The following is a 17,224-nucleotide window of genomic DNA, read 5'->3' as shown; positions in this document are numbered from 1 at the left end:
CGATGTCCACGGTGAGGATGAAGGAATCCTCATCGGGGCCTCATCCCGGCGGCCGCTCGCGCGCGCCGGCCGGGCGGTCGTCGACGAGGCATTCCGCGCTCTGCTTGCCATATCGGGCGTGGCGCTGCCGATGACGACCGGGATCGGCTGGGCCGTCGCGGGCCGCATCCTTGCACCCGTAAGAGTGGTGCGCGCGACGGCCGCCGAGCTGACCGAGCGCGATCCGACCCGGCGGATCCCCGTCCGGGGCCGGGACGACAGCGCCACGCCGGGGACCCGGCCGGCGACGTGAGGGGGACGGATCAGCCGCGGTCCGGGACGCAACGGCCGCCCTCGGTGCGGTAGTTCCACTGCGCACCGTTGCGGACGAGCTCCTTCACCGCCTGGACGAAGCGCTCCACGTGCTCGTCCGGCGTACCGGCGCCGAAGCTGACCCGGATGGCGTTGAGCGACTTCTCGCCGGGCGCCGCCTCGGGGGCCCCGCACTCGCCCTGGGTCTGCGGGTCGCTGCCGAGCAGGGTGCGGACCAGCGGGTGGGCGCAGAAGAGACCGTCGCGGACGCCGATGCCGTACTCGGCGGAGAGCGCGGCGGCGAAGTGGGAGCTGTTCCAGCCCTCCACCACGAAGGAGATGACGCCGACGCGGGGCGCCTCGTCGCCGAAGAGCGAGAGCACCTTCACCTCGGGCACCTCGGCCAGGCCCTCCCGGACGGTGGTGATCAGGTGCTGCTCGCGGGCGACGAGCGCGTCGAACCCGGCCTCGGTGAGCGCCTTGCAGGCGGAGGCGATGGAGTAGACGCCGATGACGTTCGGCGAACCGGCCTCGTGGCGGGCGGCGGTGGTGTGCCACTCGACGTCCACTCCGCCGTCCGTGCGGCGGGCGACCTTCTTGGACGCGCCGCCGCCGGCGAGGTACGGCTCGGCGTCCTGCAGCCAGTCGGCGCGGCCGGCGAGGACGCCGGAGCCGAACGGGGCGTACAGCTTGTGCCCGGAGAAGGCGACCCAGTCCACGTCCAGCTCCTGTACGGAGACGGGGTGGTGGGGCGCGAGCTGGGCGGCGTCGAGGACGATCCGGGCGCCGTGCGCGTGGGCGGCGGCGGCCAGCTCCTTCACCGGCCACAGCTCCCCGGTGACGTTGGACGCGCCGGTCACGCAGACGAGGGCGGGCCCGTAGGGGTCACGGTCGGCGAGGGCGCGCTCCAGGGTCTCGACCGCCTGGGCCGGGGTGCGGGGCGCGTTCAGGTACGTCACCCGGGCGTCCTTCCACGGCAGCAGCGAGGCGTGGTGCTCGGTCTCGAAGACGAAGACCTCGCAACCGGCGGGGAGCGTGGCGGCGAGCAGGTTGAGCGAGTCGGTGGTGGAGCGGGTGAAGACGACCTGGTCGCCGGGGCGGCAGTCGAGGAACTCGGCGACCGTGGCGCGGCTGTTCTCGAAGAGGTCGGTGGAGAGCTGCGAGAGGTACCCGGCTCCGCGGTGGACGCTGCCGTAGTACGGGGCGTAGGCGGCGACGTCGTCCCACACCCGCTGCAGGGCCGGCGCGCTGGCGGCGTAGTCGAGCGCGGCGTAGGTGACCTCGCCCCCGGTCACGAGCGGGACGGTGACGTCCCGGCCGAGGACCGGAAGCGGGGCGGCGCAGCAGGGGTCGCCGGCCTCGGAGTCGGTGGCGGTGGCAGTGGTGGCGGCGGCGTTCGGGTACGCGGACATGGCGGTATCTCCTGGCAGGACTGGGCAGCGAAAGGCCCGCAGGGCAGCGCGAAGTGGGGTGCCTCGTACGGGTGTTGCCTCGACACACGGTGTTCGTGCGGAGGGTGGGGAAACGGGGCCGAAGGCCCTAACGCATTCGCTTGCTCACGAGACTGCTCCCTTGAGGACCAGGACCCCAGGGCCGCACACATTCAACGCGTGCAGGGGTCCGCGCTTGCCGTAGACCTTGCTGCCTACGGCCTGGTCTTCACCCGGGGCACCCCGCCACGGACGGAGGGTTGCCGGACAGCCAGCCGGGGCTTAATGGCTGTCACTCATGACCTGGCACAGAACGTATGCCACGTGATCGCCGCCGCGCAACCCCGTTCCGGATTCCGGAACGGGGTCCGCGCCGTGCGCCTACCTGTTGCTGGCCGCGACCCAGCGCTCCAGCGCCTGCCTCGCAGCGCCCGAGTCGATCGACTCCGCCGCCTTCGCGATCCCCTCGCGCAACTGCTCCACCAGGGTGCCCTCCCCCGGCTCCAGGGCCGTCAGCGCCGCCGCCGAGTTCAGCAGCACCGCGTCCCGTACCGGACCGGTCTCGCCGGCGAGCAGCCGACGGGCCACATCGGCGTTGAACGAGGCGTCGGCGCCGCGCAGCGCCTCCACCGGTACGAGTTCGATGCCGACGTCCCGCGGGTCGAAGGCCTCCTCGCGCACCGCACCGTTCCGTACCACCCACACCCGGGAGGTGGCCGTGGTCGTCAGCTCGTCCAGGCCGTCGTCGCCGCGGAAGACCAGCGCCGAGGAGCCGCGCTCCGCGAGCACGCCGGCCATGATCGGGGCCATCCGGGCGTCGGCCACACCGGTCGCCTGGGCCTTGACCCGGGCCGGGTTGGTGAGCGGACCGAGGAAGTTGAAGACGGTCCGTACGCCGAGCTGGCCGCGGGCCGCGGCCACATGGCGCAGCGCCGGGTGGAACTTCACCGCGAAGCAGAAGGTGATCCCGGCCTCCTCCGCGACCTCGACGACCCGCTGCGGGGTCAGCTGCAGATTGACACCGAGCTTCTCCAGGACGTCGGAGGCGCCGCTCGCGCTGGACGCGGCCCGGTTGCCGTGCTTGACGACCTTCGCGCCGGTGCCGGCCACCACGATCGCCGACATGGTGGAGATGTTGACGGTCTTGGCGCCGTCGCCGCCCGTGCCGACGATGTCCACGCTCGGTCCCGGCACGTCGATCAGGTTGGCGTGCGCGTACATCGCCTCGACGAGGCCGGTGAGCTCCTGGACCGACTCGCCCTTGGCGCGCAGGGCCACCGCGAATCCGGCGATCTGGGCGTCGGTGGCCTCTCCGCTCATGATGCGGTCCATGGCCCAGGCCGCCGCCTCGCTGCCGAGGTCGTCGCCGCCGAGCAGGGTGTTCAGGACGCCGGGCCAGGAGCGGTCCGCCGACGTCGGTCCTCCAGCGGGGGTCGCAGCGCTCATGGCAGCTCCTGGTCAGTGCGTAACGGATAGGACACCACCCTATCGATCCGCGGGGACGGCAAAGAGCCCCGTCCATCGAATGGACGGGGCTCCCGCTGTGGCGACCTTCAGGGGTCCCCCCTCAGGGCGAAGCCCTGGGGGGAAGGTGATCAGTGGTGGCCGTGGCCGCTGGTGATCTCCTTGTACTCCTCGGCGGTCGGCTTGGCGATCTGGTTGTCCTCGCCGTAGTAGCCCTTGCTGAGCTTGACCCGGAGCTTCTCCATGCGGCCGATCTTGCGCTCCACGCCGTTCTCGTCGACGAGCGGGCCGAGCTCGGCCGGCTTGTTCTGCTCGTGCGCCGTGAGCTTGTAGAGCTCGCCCTGGCTGAGCGGCTGGTGCACCTCGACGAACTCACCGTGCGGCAGGCGCTTGATGATGCCGGACTCGCGACCGTGCAGCACCTTGTCCTTGTCCCGGCGCTGGAGGCCGAGGCAGATCCGCTTGGTGACGATGAACGCGATGACCGGTCCGACGAAGAAGGAGATCCGGACGAACCAGGTGATCGAGTTCAGCGACAGGTGGAAGTGGGTGGCCCAGAGGTCGTTTCCACCACCGACGAGCATGATCATGTACGCCGTGATCCAGGCGACACCGAAGCCGGTGCGCGTCGGAGCGTTGCGCGGGCGCTGCGCGATGTGGTGCTCGCGCTTGTCGCCGGTGATCCACGACTCGATGAACGGGTAGACCGCGATCGCCGCGAGGACCAGCGGGAAGATCGCCAGCGGGATCATCACGCCCAGGACGAGCGTGTGGCCCCAGAGGTTGATCTCCCAGCCCGGCATGACACGGATCAGACCCTCGGCGAAGCCCATGTACCAGTCGGGCTGGGCGCCGGTGGAGACCTGGTCCGGACGGTACGGACCGAGTGCCCAGATCGGGTTGATCGAGGCGATCGCCGCGATGACCGCGATGACACCGAAGACCAGGAAGAAGAAGCCTCCGGCCTTGGCCATGTAGACCGGCAGCAGCGGCATGCCCACGACGTTCTTGTTCGTACGGCCGGGGCCCTCGAACTGCGTGTGCTTGTGGTAGAAGACCAGGATCAGGTGGGCGACCACCAGACCGAGCATGATGCCGGGCAGCAGCAGGACGTGCGCCGAGTAGAACCGGGCCACGAAGTCGCCGCCGGGGAACTCCCCGCCGAACAGGAACATCGACAGGTACGTGCCGATGATCGGCACGGACAGGATCGCGCCCTGCATGAAGCGGACACCGGTGCCGGAGAGCAGGTCGTCCGGGAGCGAGTAACCGGTGAAGCCGGTGAACATGCCCAGGAAGAACAGCAGGAAGCCGAACAGCCAGTTGATCTCACGCGGCTTGCGGAACGCGCCCGTGAAGAACACGCGCATCATGTGCACGAACATGCCGGCGAGGAAGATCAGCGCCGCCCAGTGGTGGATCTGCCGGATGAGCAGGCCACCGCGCACATCGAAGGAGATGTGCATGGTCGAGTTGAACGCCTCGGACATCAGCTGTCCCTGCAGCGGGACGTAGCTGCCGTGGTACTCCACCTCGTTCATCGACGGGTGGAAGAACATCGTCAGGTAGACGCCCGTGAGGATGATGATGATGAAGCTGTAGAGGCAGATCTCACCGAGCATGAAGGACCAGTGGTCCGGGAAGATCTTCCGCATGTTGGCCTTGGCCAGGGAGTAGATCCCCAGGCGGCCGTCGGCCCAGTCGGCGACCCGCTCACCGGCGGGCGCCTTCTTCTTGGTGTCGGTCACAGTGCTCATCCGCGCTCCCAGAAGGACGGGCCGACGGGCTCGTCGAAGTCGCCGAGCGCCTCGAGGAAGCCCTTGTCGTTCACGCCGATCCGCAGCTGCGGGAGGGCGTGACCGGCCGGGCCGAAGATGACGCGGGCGCCGTCGGAGAGGTCGAAGGTGGACTGGTGGCACGGGCAGAGCACGTGGTGCGTCTGCTGCTCGTACAGGGAGATCGGGCAGCCGACGTGGGTGCAGATCTTAGAGAAGGCGACGATGCCCTCGTGACCCCACTCCAGCTCCTGCTTGTCCTTGATGTCCTCCGGCTGAATGCGGACGATCATCAGGGCGGCCTTGGCGATCTGGACCTGGAAGTCGTGGTCGTGCTCCGACAGGCCCTCGGGCATCGCGAAGGTCAGCGAACCGACCGCGACGTCCTCGGGACGCAGCGGCTCGTGCGTGTTCATGTTGATGAGCTGCTTGCCCTGGGCCCACAGGGTGGACCGGAGCTTCTTCTCGGGCAGCGGGCCCATGTCACGCAGCAGCACGATGCCGGAGAGCGGTACGAGCGACAGCGCGCCGAACATCGTGTTGCGGATCAGCTTGCGCCGACCCATGCCGGACTCGGCGGCACCGGCCGCGAAGTCCGCCATGACCTTCGCCTTGGTCTCCGGGGAGGCCTGGATCGGGTGACGCTCGTCGGCGATCTCCACGTCGGACATCAGGGTGCGGGCCCAGTGGACCGCGCCCGCGCCGATGAAGAACAGCGCCGCACCGAGGGTCAGACCCAGGGAGAAGTTGAGCGCGGACACCCGGCCGAACGGCCAGATGTACACGATCTTGTCCACCGGGAAGATCACGTACGAGGCGATGAAGGCGACGGTGGCCAGCATCGACAGCGTGAACATGAAGGCGACCGCACGCTCGGACCGCCGGGCGGCCCGCTCGTCGATGTCCTGGATGCGCGGCTTGTGGGGCGGCAGGCCCGGGTCGGCGAACGGGTCGTCCGCGACCGCGACCTTCACCGCGCCGTGCGCGGTGTCCTGCTCAGCGGGCAGGTTCTCTTCTGGAATCTCTTGGCTACTCATGACTTCTTGGCCTTAGCGGTGTGGGCCGCGACCCAGACGGCAACTGCGATCAGCGCACCCAGACCGAAGATCCATCCGAACAGACCCTCGCTGACGGGGCCGAGGCCACCGAGCTTGAGGCCGCCGGGGCTGTCGGACTTGTCGCTGTTGACAGCCTGGACGTACGCGATGATGTCCTTCTTCTCCTTCTCCGGCATCGTCGTGTCCGGGAAGGAAGGCATGTTCTGCGGGCCGGTCTGCATGGCCTCGTACAGGTGCTTCGGGCTCACGCCTTCGAGGTTCGGGGCGTACTTGCCGTTCGTCAGCGCGCCGCCCTCACCGGTGAAGTTGTGGCACTGGGCGCAGTTGGAGCGGAACAGGTCGCCACCACGGGCGATGTCGGCGCCGTCGGGGCTGTACTGGCCCTCCTTCGGCGTGATCGGGCCGGCACCGAGGGAGGCGATGTACGCCGCGAGCTGATCGATCTCAGCCTGCGTGTAGATGACCTTCTTCTTCGGCACCTGGGCGCCCGGCTGCTGGGCCGGCATGCGGCCCGTGCCGACCTGGAAGTCCACGGAGGCCGAGCCGACGCCGACCAGGGAGGGGCCGTCAGTGGTGCCCTGACCGCCGGTTCCGTGGCAGCTGGCGCAGCCGACGGCGTAGAGCTTCTGGCCCTCCTCGATGGCGAGGGACTGGGCGGTTTCATCGGCCTTCGCCGTGCCCGCAGGCGCGAACGCGGCGTACAGCCCCCCAGTGGCCGCCAGCGCGAGAAGGAGGACGACGACCGCCGCCAGCGGATGGCGTCGTCGTGCGGAGAGCTTTTTCACGGATTACCCCGGTGTCAGGATCTTCTGCGTCGATGCTTGCTGGATGTCTCGGGCGGAGCCCGATTACTTGATCATGTAGATCGTGGCGAAGAGGCCGATCCAGACGACATCGACGAAGTGCCAGTAGTAGGACACGACGATGGCGGCGGTTGCCTGCTCGTGAGTGAACCTCTTGGCGGCGTACGTCCGGCCCAGGACCAGCAGGAAGGCGATGAGACCGCCCGTCACGTGCAGGCCGTGGAAGCCGGTCGTCAGGTAGAACACCGAGCCGTACGGGTTCGACGAGAGCGAGAGCCCCTCGTGCTTGACCAGCTCGGTGTACTCGAAGACCTGGCCGCCGATGAAGATCGCACCCATCACGAACGTGATGATGAACCACGTCCGGAGCTTCTTCACATCGCCCCGCTCCGCGGCGAAGACGCCGAGCTGGCAGGTGAGGGAGGAGAGCACCAGGATCGTGGTGTTGGTCGCCGAGAACGGGAAGTTCAGGGCAGAGGCCTGTTCCTCCCAGAATTCGGCACCCATCACCGATCGCAGGGTGAAGTACATCGCGAAGAGGGCCGCGAAGAACATCAGCTCGGAACTCAGCCAGATGATGGTTCCGACGCTGGTGAGGTTCGGTCGATTGACCGACGGGTGCGCGTGCCCGGTTTCTACTGTCGTTACTGTCGCCACGACCGACATTATGTCGGTCGCTTATCCCGCCCTCACTCCGGGGGGTGCCGTTCGGAGTGTCAGGGGCGTGTGTCCAGCCCGAACGGCCCATCGAAGCGGCCTCCCTGGCCGTGTCGAACCGGTGTTGACGGGGTGTGGGACGGAGTAGCATCCCGCGCATCGGTTGATGACCTTCACGGAGGAACGATGCAGTCGAGCGCCACGGTCCTGGTCTACAGCGACGACGCGAACACGCGGGAGCAGGTGCGCCTCGCCGCGGGGCGCAGGCCCGCGGCCGACGTTCCGCCGGTCGAGTTCATCGAGTGCGCGACACTCCCGGCCGTGTTGAAGCGCCTGGAGGAGGGCGGCATCGACGTCTGCGTCCTGGACGGCGAGGCCGTACCGGCGGGCGGGATGGGCGTGTGCCGGCAGATCAAGGACGAGGTCTTCCACTGCCCGCCGGTGCTGCTCCTGATCGGCCGCCCGCAGGACGCCTGGCTGGCCACCTGGAGCCGCGCGGACGCCGCCGTCACCCTTCCGGTGGAACCGGTCGAGTTCGCGGCGTCCCTGGCCGCCCTGCTGCGTTCCCGGCTGTCCATCGACGCCTGACAGGACCCGAGGCGAACCGAGCCTCTAGACAAGGGGCCGCAGACGGGTCGGGTCCGGCTGGTGGGCGGCGCTCTTGGTGTCGGCCACCAGGGCGCTGCCCTGACGCCACTTGTCCCAGGCCAGGTTCCAGTCGCCGAAGCCGTTCCCGAACGGGTCCATCGTGTCGCCGATGCTGTTGACGGTCTGCACGATGTCGCCCGGGCGGACGGTCTCGAAGAACCAGGCCGCGTTGCCCGTCGACATGCCGACACAACCGTGGCTGACGTTGGCGAATCCCTGTGAGCCCACGGACCAGGGCGCGGCGTGGACGTACTCACCACTCCAGGTCACCCGTGTCGCGTAGTAGACGGGCAGGTCGTACGACTCCGAGCTGCCCTCCGCGATGCCGACGCTGGTACCGCGCATCCGTACGAAGTACTCCTTGCCGAGCACCACCTTGATGCCGTTGCGCGTGGAGAAGCCCGGTTTGCCGGTGGTCACCGGCATGGTCTTGATCACTTCTCCGTTGCGCCGCACGGTCATGGAGTACGAGCCCGCGTCCGCGACGGCCTCGATCCGGTCGCCGATCTTCAGCTGCAGCGGCTTCGACTCCCCGCCGTACACCTTGTCGCCGACCTTGACGCCGGCGAGGTTGCCGGTGACCGAGACGGTCGCGCCCGCGGGCCAGTACTCCTTCGGACGGAAGTGCAGCTTCTTGTCGTTCACCCAGTGCCACGAGCCCTCGACCGACGGCGTGGAGCGGACCTTGAGGGCCCGTTCGACGACCGCCCTGGCCGTCCGGTCCTTGACCGGGAGGCTGAGGTCGGCGGTGATGGGCTGTCCGACGCCGTACGTGCCCGCCTCCGGGCCGAACGCCACCGTCAGGCCCCGCTTGGCCGGGGCGGTCTCGAAGGTGAACGTACGGGCGCCGGGGGCGCCGTCCTCGTCCTCCGTGGAGACCCTGACGGTGTAGCGGCCGCCGGCCGTCAGCGCGCCCGTGGAGCGCCAGAGCTGCCCGTCCGCGGTGAGTTCGCCCGCCAGGTGGTGCCCGGTCTCGTCGGTGGCCGTCACGTCGGTGATACGGCCGTCGGAGCCCTTGGCCGTGATCTCCAGCGCCTTGTCCGGGTCGGCCTTCCTGCCGTCGGCCGGGGCGTTGAAGGAGACCTGCTGCGCCGCGTCGTACGGCTTCGCCGACAGCGGATGGCCATCGGAGCCGGCGCAGGCCACGGCGCCCGCGGAGACGAGGAGAGCCAGAAGAGTGCAGCTCAAAACAGTCCGAATGCGCGGCGTGTCGTTCATGACATCACCGTAAGAACATTCTTCGCACCCAGCGCGTCGAGTGCTGCAAACGAGGGGCCCGGACGCTTCGTGACGAAGTGTCCGGGCCCCTCGGGGTGTTGCGGGGTACTGCTACTGGTTCTGGTTCTCACCGCGGTAGAACTCGAACACCCAGCCGAACAGGCCGACCAGGATCAGCGGAGCCGAGAAGTACAGCAGCCACCATCCGATCGCGATCGACAGGAAGGCGAGGGCACCACCGATGGCCAGCGAGAGCGGCTGCCAGCTGTGGGGGGCGAAGAAGCCCACCTCGCCGGCCTCGTCCGCGACGTCGGCCTCCTTGTCGTCCTGCGCCATCGCGTCGACCCGCCGGGCCGTGAAGGCCAGGTAGTAGCCGACCATGATGGCCAGGCCGAAGGCCAGGAAGAGCGCCGTGGTGCCGACCGGCTCCTTCGACCACACGCCATAGAGGATCGCCATGGCGAGGATGAAGACGCTCAGCCAGATGAACATCTTGCCCTGGATCTTCACTTGCCGGCCTCCTTGCTGCCGGTGAGGGCCGGGGCCTCGTGCGGCTTGTTCTCCAGCTGGTCGACCGCCGCGATCTCAGGGTGGTGCAGGTCGAACGCCGGGGATTCGGAACGGATCCGCGGCAGGGTGAGGAAGTTGTGCCGCGGCGGCGGGCAGGAGGTCGCCCACTCGAGCGAGCGGCCGTAGCCCCACGGGTCGTCGACCTCGATCTTCTTGCCGTACTTGGCGGTCTTCCACACGTTGTAGAGGAACGGCAGGATCGACAGACCGAGCAGGAACGAGGAGATCGTCGAGATCGTGTTGAGCGCGGTGAAGCCGTCGGCCTCGAGGTAGTCCGCGTAACGACGCGGCATGCCCTCGGCACCCAGCCAGTGCTGCACCAGGAACGTGCCGTGGAAGCCGATGAACAGCGTCCAGAACGTGATCTTGCCGAGCCGCTCGTCCAGCATCTTGCCCGTGAACTTCGGCCACCAGAAGTGGAAGCCGGCGAACATCGCGAAGACCACGGTGCCGAAGACGACGTAGTGGAAGTGCGCGACGACGAAGTACGAGTCGGAGACGTGGAAGTCCATCGGCGGCGAGGCCAGGATGACGCCGGTCAGACCACCGAAGGTGAAGGTGACCAGGAAGCCGATCGTCCAGAGCATCGGTGTCTCGAAGGACAACGAGCCCTTCCACATCGTTCCGATCCAATTGAAGAACTTCACGCCCGTCGGTACGGCGATGAGGAACGTCATGAAGGAGAAGAACGGGAGGAGCACGCCACCAGTGACGTACATGTGGTGGGCCCACACGGTCACGGAGAGACCGGCGATCGCGATCGTCGCGGCGATCAGACCGATGTAGCCGAACATCGGCTTGCGGCTGAAGACCGGGATGACCTCGGAGACGATGCCGAAGAACGGCAGCGCGATGATGTACACCTCGGGGTGGCCGAAGAACCAGAAGAGGTGCTGCCACAGCAGCGCGCCACCGTTGGACGCGTCGAAGATGTGCGAGCCGAACTTGCGGTCGGACTCCAGCGCGAAGAGCGCGGCGGCGAGCACCGGGAAGGCGAGCAGGACCAGGACACCGGTCAGCAGCACGTTCCAGGTGAAGATCGGCATGCGGAACATCGTCATGCCCGGAGCGCGCATGCAGATGATCGTGGTGATGAAGTTGACCGAGCCGAGGATCGTGCCGAAGCCGGAGAAGGCCAGACCCATGATCCACATGTCGGCGCCGACACCCGGCGAGCGGACGGCGTCCGAGAGCGGGGAGTAGGCGAACCAGCCGAAGTCGGCCGCACCCTGCGGGGTGAGGAAGCCGGCCACGGCGATGATCGAGCCGAAGAGGTACAGCCAGTACGCGAACATGTTCAGCCGCGGGAACGCCACGTCGGGCGCGCCGATCTGCAGCGGCATGATCCAGTTCGCGAATCCGGCGAACAGCGGCGTCGCGAACATCAGCAGCATGATCGTGCCGTGCATCGTGAACGCCTGGTTGAACTGCTCGTTCGACATGATCTGCGTACCCGGACGGGCCAGCTCGGCGCGCATGAAGAGCGCCATGAGACCGCCGATGCAGAAGAAGACGAACGACGTGACCAGGTAGAGCGTGCCGATCGTCTTGTGGTCGGTGGTGGTCAGCCACTTCACGACGACATTGCCGGGCTGCTTGCGGCGTACCGGGAGCTCGTTCTCGTACGAGTCCTCAGCCGCGGCCGCACCCTGGGGTTCGTTGAGGATGCTCACAGTTGGTTCTTCTCCGCATTCCTGGCCGGGTCCGTCTGCTCGATGCCCGACGGGATGTAGCCGGTCTGCCCCTTCTCCGCCAGCTCCTTCAGGTACTCCTGGTAGCGCTCGGGGGAGACCACCTTGACGTTGAAGAGCATCCGGGAGTGGTCGACACCGCACAGCTCGGCGCACTTGCCCATGAAGGTGCCCTCCTGCGTCGGAGTCACCTCGAAGGCGTTGGTGTGACCGGGGATGACGTCCTGCTTCATCAGGAAGGGGACCACCCAGAAGGAGTGGATGACGTCACGGGAGGTCAGGACGAACCGGACCTTCTCACCCTTGGGCAGCACCAGGGTCGGACCCGGGTTGCCGGTCTGCGGGTTCCGGTCGCCGGGGATACCGGCCTCGTAGACACCGCCGGCGTTGGCCGGGAAGTCGTCGAGGTACTTGTCCGGAATGGCCTGGAGGTTCGGGGCCGTCTTCGCGTCACCCTCCACTCCGGGCACGTTCTCGATGTAGTTGAAGCCCCAGCTCCACTGGTAGCCGACCACGTTGATGGTGTGGGCCGGCTTGTCGGCGAGCGACAGGAGCTTCGACTCATCGCGCGCGGTGAAGTAGAAGAGCACCGAAACGATGATGAGCGGGGTGACCGTGTACAGCGCCTCGATGGGCATGTTGTACCGCGTCTGCGGAGGTACCTCGACCTTGGTGCGGCTGCGCCGGTGGAAGATGACGGACCACAGGATCAGCCCCCAGACCAGGACGCCCGTGACGAGCGCGGCCGCCCACGAGCCCTGCCAGAGGGAGAGGATCGTAGGTGCCTCTTCCGTGACCGGAGTGGGCATACCAAGGCGGGGGAAGTCTTCCCAGTTGTACGAGCAGCCAGTGGCTGTCGCCAGGATCAGGCCCGCAGTCAGCACCTGCGGCAGCTTCCGCCGCATCGGGCGCCGAGACGTGGGGGTACCACCCGCGCCTTGGCTGCGGGGGAGGTCGGAGCCGTTGGGACTCACGTAGCGCCTTCCCGAGAGTCTCGGCCCGCGCTGGTCGGCTACGGCCGCCTCGCTGGTCGGTCGCCGCCCCGGCCGCGGGCAGGGGTTTGGATGTTTATGCGGACCAAACCCTACTGGACGCTATTTGGGGTCGCGCGGGGAGGGTGCCCAACGCGCCGTCCGACTCCCCGAAGGGATGGACGGGATCATTCCGCGGAGGGTCTCCCAGGTGGTCGCGGGGGTGCGATCGGCGGTGCGGGCCGGGTATCTGACGGGGTCTTAAGTGCGGGAGCTCTACCGTTGTCCCGTGCCCTACTTCGATGCCGCCTCCTCCGCCCCGCTCCACCCCGTCGCCCGCCAGGCGCTGCTTGCCTCCCTCGACGAGGGCTGGGCCGACCCGGCCCGGCTCTACCGGGAGGGCCGGCGGGCGCGACGCCTCCTGGACGCGGCGCGGGAGGCCGCGGCGGAGGCTGTCGGCTGCCGCCCCGACGAGCTGGTGTTCACTCCTTCGGGGACGCGCGCCGTTCACTCCGGAATTTCCGGTGCGCTCGCGGGCCGTCGGCGTGTCGGAACGCGGCTCGTGGCCTCGGCGGTCGAGCACTCCTCCGTCCTGCACGCCGGCGAGACGCACGTGGCGGCGGGCGGATCGCTGACGGAGGTGCCGGTGGGCCGGTCCGGCGCGGTGGTCCCCTCGGCCTTCGCGGCGGCCCTTGTGGAGGGGACGGCCCTGGCGTGTCTGCAGTCCGCCAACCACGAGGTGGGGACGGTCCAGCCGGTGGCCGAGGTCGCGGAGGCGTGCCGGGAGGCGGGGGTGCCGCTGCTCGTGGACGCGGCGCAGTCGCTGGGGTGGGGGCCGGTGGAGGGCGGCTGGTCGCTGCTCGCGGCGAGTGCGCACAAATGGGGCGGCCCGGCGGGGGTGGGGCTGCTCGCCGTACGGAAGGGGGTGCGGTTCGCGCCCCAAGGCCCGGCGGACGAACGGGAGTCGGGGCGGGCGGCCGGTTTCGAGAACCTGCCGGCGATCGTGGCCGCGGCGGCGTCGCTGCGGGCGGTTCGGGCGGAGGCGGAGGCCGAGGGGGCTCGGCTGCGTGGTCTTGTCGACCGGATCCGCGCGCGCGTGCCGGAGCTGGTGCCTGATGTGGAGGTGGTGGGCGATCCGGTGCGCCGGCTCCCCCATCTCGTCACCTTCTCCTGTCTCTATGTCGACGGGGAGACACTGCTGCACGAGCTGGACCGGGAGGGTTTCTCCGTTTCGTCCGGTTCGTCATGCACCAGCTCGACGCTGACGCCCAGCCATGTGCTGCGCGCGATGGGGGTGCTGAGCGAGGGCAACGTCCGGGTGTCGCTGCCGGCCGGCACGCCGGAGGCGGACGTGGACCGCTTCCTGGAGGTGCTGCCGGGGGTGGTCGCGGAGGTACGGGAGCGGCTGGGGGCCCCGGAGGCGGTGACCCGGGCGGGCGCCTCGGGCTCCCTCGTGGTGGACGCGCTGGGCAAGCGCTGCCCGATCCCGGTCATCGAGCTGGCGAAGGTGATCGCCGACGTCCCCGTCGGCGGCACGGTCACGGTCCTCTCCGACGACGAGGCCGCCCGCCTGGACATCCCCGCCTGGTGCGAGATGCGCGGCCAGGAGTACGTGGGCGAGGAGCCGTCCCCGAAGGGCGGCACGGCGTACCTGGTGCGGCGGCTGGCGTAGGGCCCCGCGCGAGGCGGGGCGCGTAGAGGCCCCGCGCGAGGCGGGGCCCCTCTCCCGCTGCCTCAGCTCAGGTGCGTCTGGACCTCGGCGGCGGCCTCGTCGCCGTACGCCTTGGTGAAGCGCTCCATGAAGTTCGCGCGGCGCAGCGTGTACTCCTGGGTGCCCAGGGTCTCGATCACGAGGGTCGCGAGCATGCAGCCGACCTGGGCCGCGCGCTCCAGGCTGACGCCCCAGGACAGACCGGTCAGGAAGCCCGCGCGGAACGCGTCGCCGACGCCCGTCGGGTCGACCTTGGCGTCCTCCTCCGGGCAGCCGACCTCGATGGACGGCTCGCCCACGCGCTCGATGCGCACACCGCGCGAGCCGAGCGTGGTGACCCGGTGGCCGACCCGGTCCAGGATCTCCGCGTCGCTCCAGCCCGTCTTGGACTCGATGAGGCCCTTCTCGTACTCGTTGGAGAAGAGGTAGGTGGCGCCCTCGAGCAGGGTGCGGATCTCCTGGCCGTCCATCCGCGCGATCTGCTGCGAGAAGTCGGCGGCGAAGGCGATCCCGCGCGTCTTGCACTCCTCCGTGTGGCGCAGCATCGCCTCGGGGTCGTCGGCGCCGATCAGGACGAGGTCGAGACCGCCCACGCGGTCGGCGACGGCCTTCAGCTCGATCTGCCGGGCCTCGCTCATCGCGCCGGTGTAGAAGGAGCCGATCTGGTTGTGGTCCTTGTCCGTGGTGCAGACGAAGCGGGCGGTGTGCAGGACCTCGGAGATCCGCACGGAGCCGGTGTCGACGCCGTGGCGGTCGAGCCAGGCGCGGTACTCGTCGAAGTCGTAGCCGGCCGCTCCCACCAGGATGGGGTTGCCGCCGAGCTGGCCCATGCCGAAGCAGATGTTCGGGCCGACGCCTCCCCTTCTGATGTCGAGGTTGTCGACGAGGAAGGAGAGAGAGACCGTGTGCAGCTGGTCCGCTACGAGCTGGTCTGCGAACCGGCCGGGGAAGGTCATGAGGTGGTCGGTGGCGATGGAGCCGGTGACTGCGATACGCACGGCTGGGCGCTCCTGCGGGACGGAAAGGGGTTGACAGTTCACGCTACCGGGTGGGGAGCGCCCTGCCGAACAGTGGAAACTACCCCAGAGTAGGTCTTTTCCCCGGAGCCGTGGCGTGCGTACGGTGCGCCTATGTCCACGTACCCCGCTCCTCGTGAGCATCAGGAGTCCGAGTTCAGCCTGGCCCAGCTGCGCGGCGACAGCGCGCGGATGGCCCCGCACTGGGTGGTGCCCGCGGTCGCCGCCCCCGCACCGGTCTCTCCGACACGCATCCACGGGGTCGTCGTCCCGCCCGCCTCGGCGCGGCTGATCGAGGCCACCTCGGAATACGGCGCCTGAGACACGGAACCACCCGCTCGCCCGTTCCGTCCCACCGATGTCTCATGGACAGGAGTGAAGGAGCGATGCGGTGAGCGGTACGGAGAACCGGCGGATGCGGCACCGGCCGCTGCTCGTCGCCTCGGTGGCGGCGAGCGTCCTGCTCGCCGGGGGCGGCGGGGTGTATCTCGCCACCACGGCGTCCGACGGCGACGCCACCCGGCCTGCCGCGGCGGGCGCTCCCCCGCCGCTGAGGCTCGACGACAAGAGCGCCGCGGACGGCGGGCCCGGCGGGCCCGGCATCGCGCCGGGTGAGCCCGACCCCGGCGGCAGCGGCGTCGTCTACGAGGCCAAGGGCCCCCTCCCCGACGGGCCCTCCTCGGCCGCGGTCCACCGGCCCGAGGGCCGGGTCACCGCGGCGGAGGTGACCCGGCTGGCGAAGGCCCTGGGCATCACGGGCGCGCCGAGACTGGAGGGCGAGGTCTGGAAGATCGCGCCGGAGAAGGACGGGCAGGGGCTGCGGCTCGACGTGGCCGCCGAGGCCCCGGGCAGCTGGACGTTCTCCCGGTACGACGGCGGCCCGTCCGGCGATACCTGTCTCAAGGGCAAGGCGTGTCCACCCCCGGGCGAGGTGAAGCCCCCGAGCGGTGGGCCGGTGAGCGAGGCGGCGGCGAGGGCGGCGGCCACTCCCGTACTGAAGGCGATCGGCCAGGAGGACGCGAAGCTCGACGCGAGCCAGCTGATGGGCGCGGTACGGGTGGTCAACGCCGATCCGGTCGTGGGCGGGCTGCCGACATACGGCTGGTCGACCGGGATCCATGTCGGTCCCGGCGGTGAACTGGTCGCGGGCAGCGGGCAGTTGAAGGAGCCGGTGCAGGGCCACAGCTATCCGGTGATCGGCGCCGAGAAGGCACTCGAGGAGCTGAACAAGGCGTCCGCGGGTCCGGGCTCGATCGGTATCGGCGGCTGCGCGACGGACCCGCCGGCCGGGGACGCGCCGAACGTGACGTGCGAGCCGGACGCCAAGCCGAAGAAGCTGGCGGTCACGGGCGCGGTCCTCGGTCTCGCGGCGCAGTTCGTGGACGGCGAGCGGGCGCTCGTCCCGTCGTGGCTGTTCCGGGTGGAGGCGGAGGCGGGCGCCAAGCCGTACACGGTCGTGCGGACAGCGGTGGCTCCGGAGCATCTGGCGCCCCCGGCGAAGCCCAGCCCCACCCCGACACCGGATCCGGGCGAGGGCACGGCGCCCGTGCGGCAGATCGACTCGTACAAGGTCGACGGTGCCGGCACGAAGCTGTCGGTGACCTTCTGGGGCGGGGTGTGCAGCGAGTACACCGCGACGGCCGCGGAGAGCGCCGACAAGGTCACCGTGCGGGTGACGGAGAAGCCGATGGACCCGGGCAGGGCGTGCATCGCCATCGCGGTGGAGGTGACCCGGACGGTGACGCTGGAGCAGCCGCTGGGCGGCCGGGTGGTCGTGGACGCGGCGAGCGGGCAGCCCGTGCCGAGGAAGTGAGCGACGGGTACGACGTACGAAGGCGGCCGCCCCGGAATCCCTGACTCTAATACACAAATGACGCAGACGACCACCAAAGGGGTTTAGAACACGGTGGACGCCGAATCA

The 17,224-nt window shown here is 69.3% G+C and carries 15 protein-coding genes, 1 pseudogene and 1 riboswitch; of the genes and pseudogenes, 5 read left to right on the top strand and 11 right to left on the bottom strand.

Annotation, left to right across the window (positions count from 1 at the left end; all coding sequences use genetic code 11):
* Positions 1 to 70: 70 nt before the first annotated feature.
* A pseudogene (locus ACFV9D_RS31510) lies at positions 71 to 265 on the top strand (two-component sensor histidine kinase); the annotation flags it as partial.
* 37 nt (positions 266 to 302) lie between these two features.
* Here ACFV9D_RS31510 and ACFV9D_RS31505 read toward each other — a convergent pair.
* The 6 genes from ACFV9D_RS31505 to ACFV9D_RS31480 all read right to left on the bottom strand — a co-directional run bounded on the left by ACFV9D_RS31505 (position 303) and on the right by ACFV9D_RS31480 (position 7,487).
* Entirely contained in the window at positions 303 to 1,703 is a 1,401-nt protein-coding gene (locus ACFV9D_RS31505) for an aminotransferase class V-fold PLP-dependent enzyme (protein ID WP_385153770.1), read from the bottom strand.
* 205 nt (positions 1,704 to 1,908) lie between these two features.
* Positions 1,909 to 2,025: riboswitch (SAM riboswitch) on the bottom strand.
* A 77-nt stretch (positions 2,026 to 2,102) separates the two neighbouring features.
* Positions 2,103 to 3,167: an anthranilate phosphoribosyltransferase gene (gene trpD, locus ACFV9D_RS31500; protein WP_385153767.1), complete on the bottom strand. Its 1,065-nt coding sequence runs from the start codon at positions 3,165 to 3,167 to the stop codon at positions 2,103 to 2,105.
* Positions 3,168 to 3,316: 149 nt separating this feature from the next.
* Positions 3,317 to 4,942: a cytochrome bc complex cytochrome b subunit gene (locus tag ACFV9D_RS31495; protein WP_385153764.1), complete on the bottom strand. Its 1,626-nt coding sequence runs from the start codon at positions 4,940 to 4,942 to the stop codon at positions 3,317 to 3,319.
* Positions 4,939 to 5,997 (bottom strand): Rieske 2Fe-2S domain-containing protein, encoded by a 1,059-nt coding sequence (locus ACFV9D_RS31490; RefSeq protein ID WP_385153761.1) that lies wholly within the window; start codon positions 5,995 to 5,997, stop codon positions 4,939 to 4,941. Before ACFV9D_RS31490 ends, ACFV9D_RS31495 begins: the two co-directional genes overlap by 4 nt.
* Complete coding sequence (locus ACFV9D_RS31485) at positions 5,994 to 6,803, bottom strand: c-type cytochrome (RefSeq protein ID WP_385153758.1); 810 nt, start codon at positions 6,801 to 6,803, stop codon at positions 5,994 to 5,996. The genes ACFV9D_RS31490 and ACFV9D_RS31485 overlap by 4 nt, the downstream gene beginning before the upstream one ends.
* Positions 6,804 to 6,866: 63 nt before the next feature.
* Complete coding sequence (locus ACFV9D_RS31480) at positions 6,867 to 7,487, bottom strand: heme-copper oxidase subunit III (RefSeq protein WP_385153755.1); 621 nt, start codon at positions 7,485 to 7,487, stop codon at positions 6,867 to 6,869.
* Between the two features lie 177 nt (positions 7,488 to 7,664).
* Between ACFV9D_RS31480 and ACFV9D_RS31475 the strand changes: the two genes are divergently transcribed.
* Complete coding sequence (locus ACFV9D_RS31475) at positions 7,665 to 8,066, top strand: hypothetical protein (protein ID WP_385153752.1); 402 nt, start codon at positions 7,665 to 7,667, stop codon at positions 8,064 to 8,066.
* Positions 8,067 to 8,090: 24 nt separating this feature from the next.
* Here the strand turns inward: ACFV9D_RS31475 and ACFV9D_RS31470 are convergent, their stop codons facing one another.
* The 4 genes from ACFV9D_RS31470 to coxB form a co-directional block, all read right to left on the bottom strand.
* Positions 8,091 to 9,344 carry an Ig-like domain-containing protein gene (locus ACFV9D_RS31470; RefSeq protein ID WP_385153749.1) on the bottom strand — a complete coding sequence of 418 codons (1,254 nt, stop codon included), beginning with the start codon at positions 9,342 to 9,344 and terminating at the stop codon, positions 8,091 to 8,093.
* 111 nt (positions 9,345 to 9,455) lie between these two features.
* The gene (locus ACFV9D_RS31465; RefSeq protein WP_361863658.1) at positions 9,456 to 9,854 is read right to left on the bottom strand and encodes a cytochrome c oxidase subunit 4; all 399 of its coding nucleotides are present in this window, start codon (positions 9,852 to 9,854) and stop codon (positions 9,456 to 9,458) included.
* Positions 9,851 to 11,587 carry a cytochrome c oxidase subunit I gene (gene ctaD, locus ACFV9D_RS31460; RefSeq protein ID WP_385153746.1) on the bottom strand — a complete coding sequence of 579 codons (1,737 nt, stop codon included), beginning with the start codon at positions 11,585 to 11,587 and terminating at the stop codon, positions 9,851 to 9,853. The genes ACFV9D_RS31465 and ctaD overlap by 4 nt, the downstream gene beginning before the upstream one ends.
* On the bottom strand, positions 11,584 to 12,579 hold the full coding sequence (gene coxB, locus ACFV9D_RS31455) for a cytochrome c oxidase subunit II (RefSeq protein WP_385153743.1): 996 nt from the start codon (positions 12,577 to 12,579) through the stop codon (positions 11,584 to 11,586). Before coxB ends, ctaD begins: the two co-directional genes overlap by 4 nt.
* A 286-nt stretch (positions 12,580 to 12,865) precedes the next feature.
* On the opposite strand from coxB, the gene ACFV9D_RS31450 reads away from it, so the two are divergent.
* Complete coding sequence (locus tag ACFV9D_RS31450) at positions 12,866 to 14,248, top strand: cysteine desulfurase/sulfurtransferase TusA family protein (RefSeq protein WP_385153740.1); 1,383 nt, start codon at positions 12,866 to 12,868, stop codon at positions 14,246 to 14,248.
* Positions 14,249 to 14,310: 62 nt separating this feature from the next.
* Here ACFV9D_RS31450 and ACFV9D_RS31445 read toward each other — a convergent pair whose 3' ends face one another.
* On the bottom strand, positions 14,311 to 15,285 hold the full coding sequence (locus ACFV9D_RS31445) for a carbohydrate kinase family protein (protein WP_385153737.1): 975 nt from the start codon (positions 15,283 to 15,285) through the stop codon (positions 14,311 to 14,313).
* Between the two features lie 132 nt (positions 15,286 to 15,417).
* Between ACFV9D_RS31445 and ACFV9D_RS31440 the strand changes: the two genes are divergently transcribed.
* Both ACFV9D_RS31440 and ACFV9D_RS31435 read left to right on the top strand, forming a co-directional pair.
* Entirely contained in the window at positions 15,418 to 15,624 is a 207-nt protein-coding gene (locus ACFV9D_RS31440; RefSeq protein WP_385153734.1) for a hypothetical protein, read from the top strand.
* A gap of 70 nt (positions 15,625 to 15,694) precedes the next feature.
* On the top strand, positions 15,695 to 17,116 hold the full coding sequence (locus ACFV9D_RS31435; RefSeq protein ID WP_385153731.1) for a hypothetical protein: 1,422 nt from the start codon (positions 15,695 to 15,697) through the stop codon (positions 17,114 to 17,116).
* Positions 17,117 to 17,224 lie beyond the last annotated feature (108 nt).

The organism is Streptomyces sp. NPDC059875 (assembly GCF_042731085.1).
GTDB lineage: Bacteria > Actinomycetota > Actinomycetes > Streptomycetales > Streptomycetaceae > Streptomyces.
The sequence above is the reverse complement of the archived record's forward strand: the minus strand, read 5'-3'. Positions and strand labels throughout refer to the sequence as shown.

Bases quoted from the DNA above. Each gene is read 5' to 3' on its own strand.
- ACFV9D_RS31480 (WP_385153755.1), bottom strand. From the start codon at position 7,487: ATGTCGGTCGTGGCGACAGTAACGACAGTAGAAACCGGGCACGCGCAC.
- trpD (WP_385153767.1), bottom strand. From the start codon at position 3,167: ATGAGCGCTGCGACCCCCGCTGGAGGACCGACGTCGGCGGACCGCTCC.
- ACFV9D_RS31490 (WP_385153761.1), bottom strand. From the start codon at position 5,997: ATGAGTAGCCAAGAGATTCCAGAAGAGAACCTGCCCGCTGAGCAGGAC.
- ACFV9D_RS31495 (WP_385153764.1), bottom strand. From the start codon at position 4,942: ATGAGCACTGTGACCGACACCAAGAAGAAGGCGCCCGCCGGTGAGCGG.
- ACFV9D_RS31470 (WP_385153749.1), bottom strand. From the start codon at position 9,344: ATGAACGACACGCCGCGCATTCGGACTGTTTTGAGCTGCACTCTTCTG.
- ACFV9D_RS31440 (WP_385153734.1), top strand. From the start codon at position 15,418: ATGTCCACGTACCCCGCTCCTCGTGAGCATCAGGAGTCCGAGTTCAGC.
- ACFV9D_RS31475 (WP_385153752.1), top strand. From the start codon at position 7,665: ATGCAGTCGAGCGCCACGGTCCTGGTCTACAGCGACGACGCGAACACG.
- ACFV9D_RS31505 (WP_385153770.1), bottom strand. From the start codon at position 1,703: ATGTCCGCGTACCCGAACGCCGCCGCCACCACTGCCACCGCCACCGAC.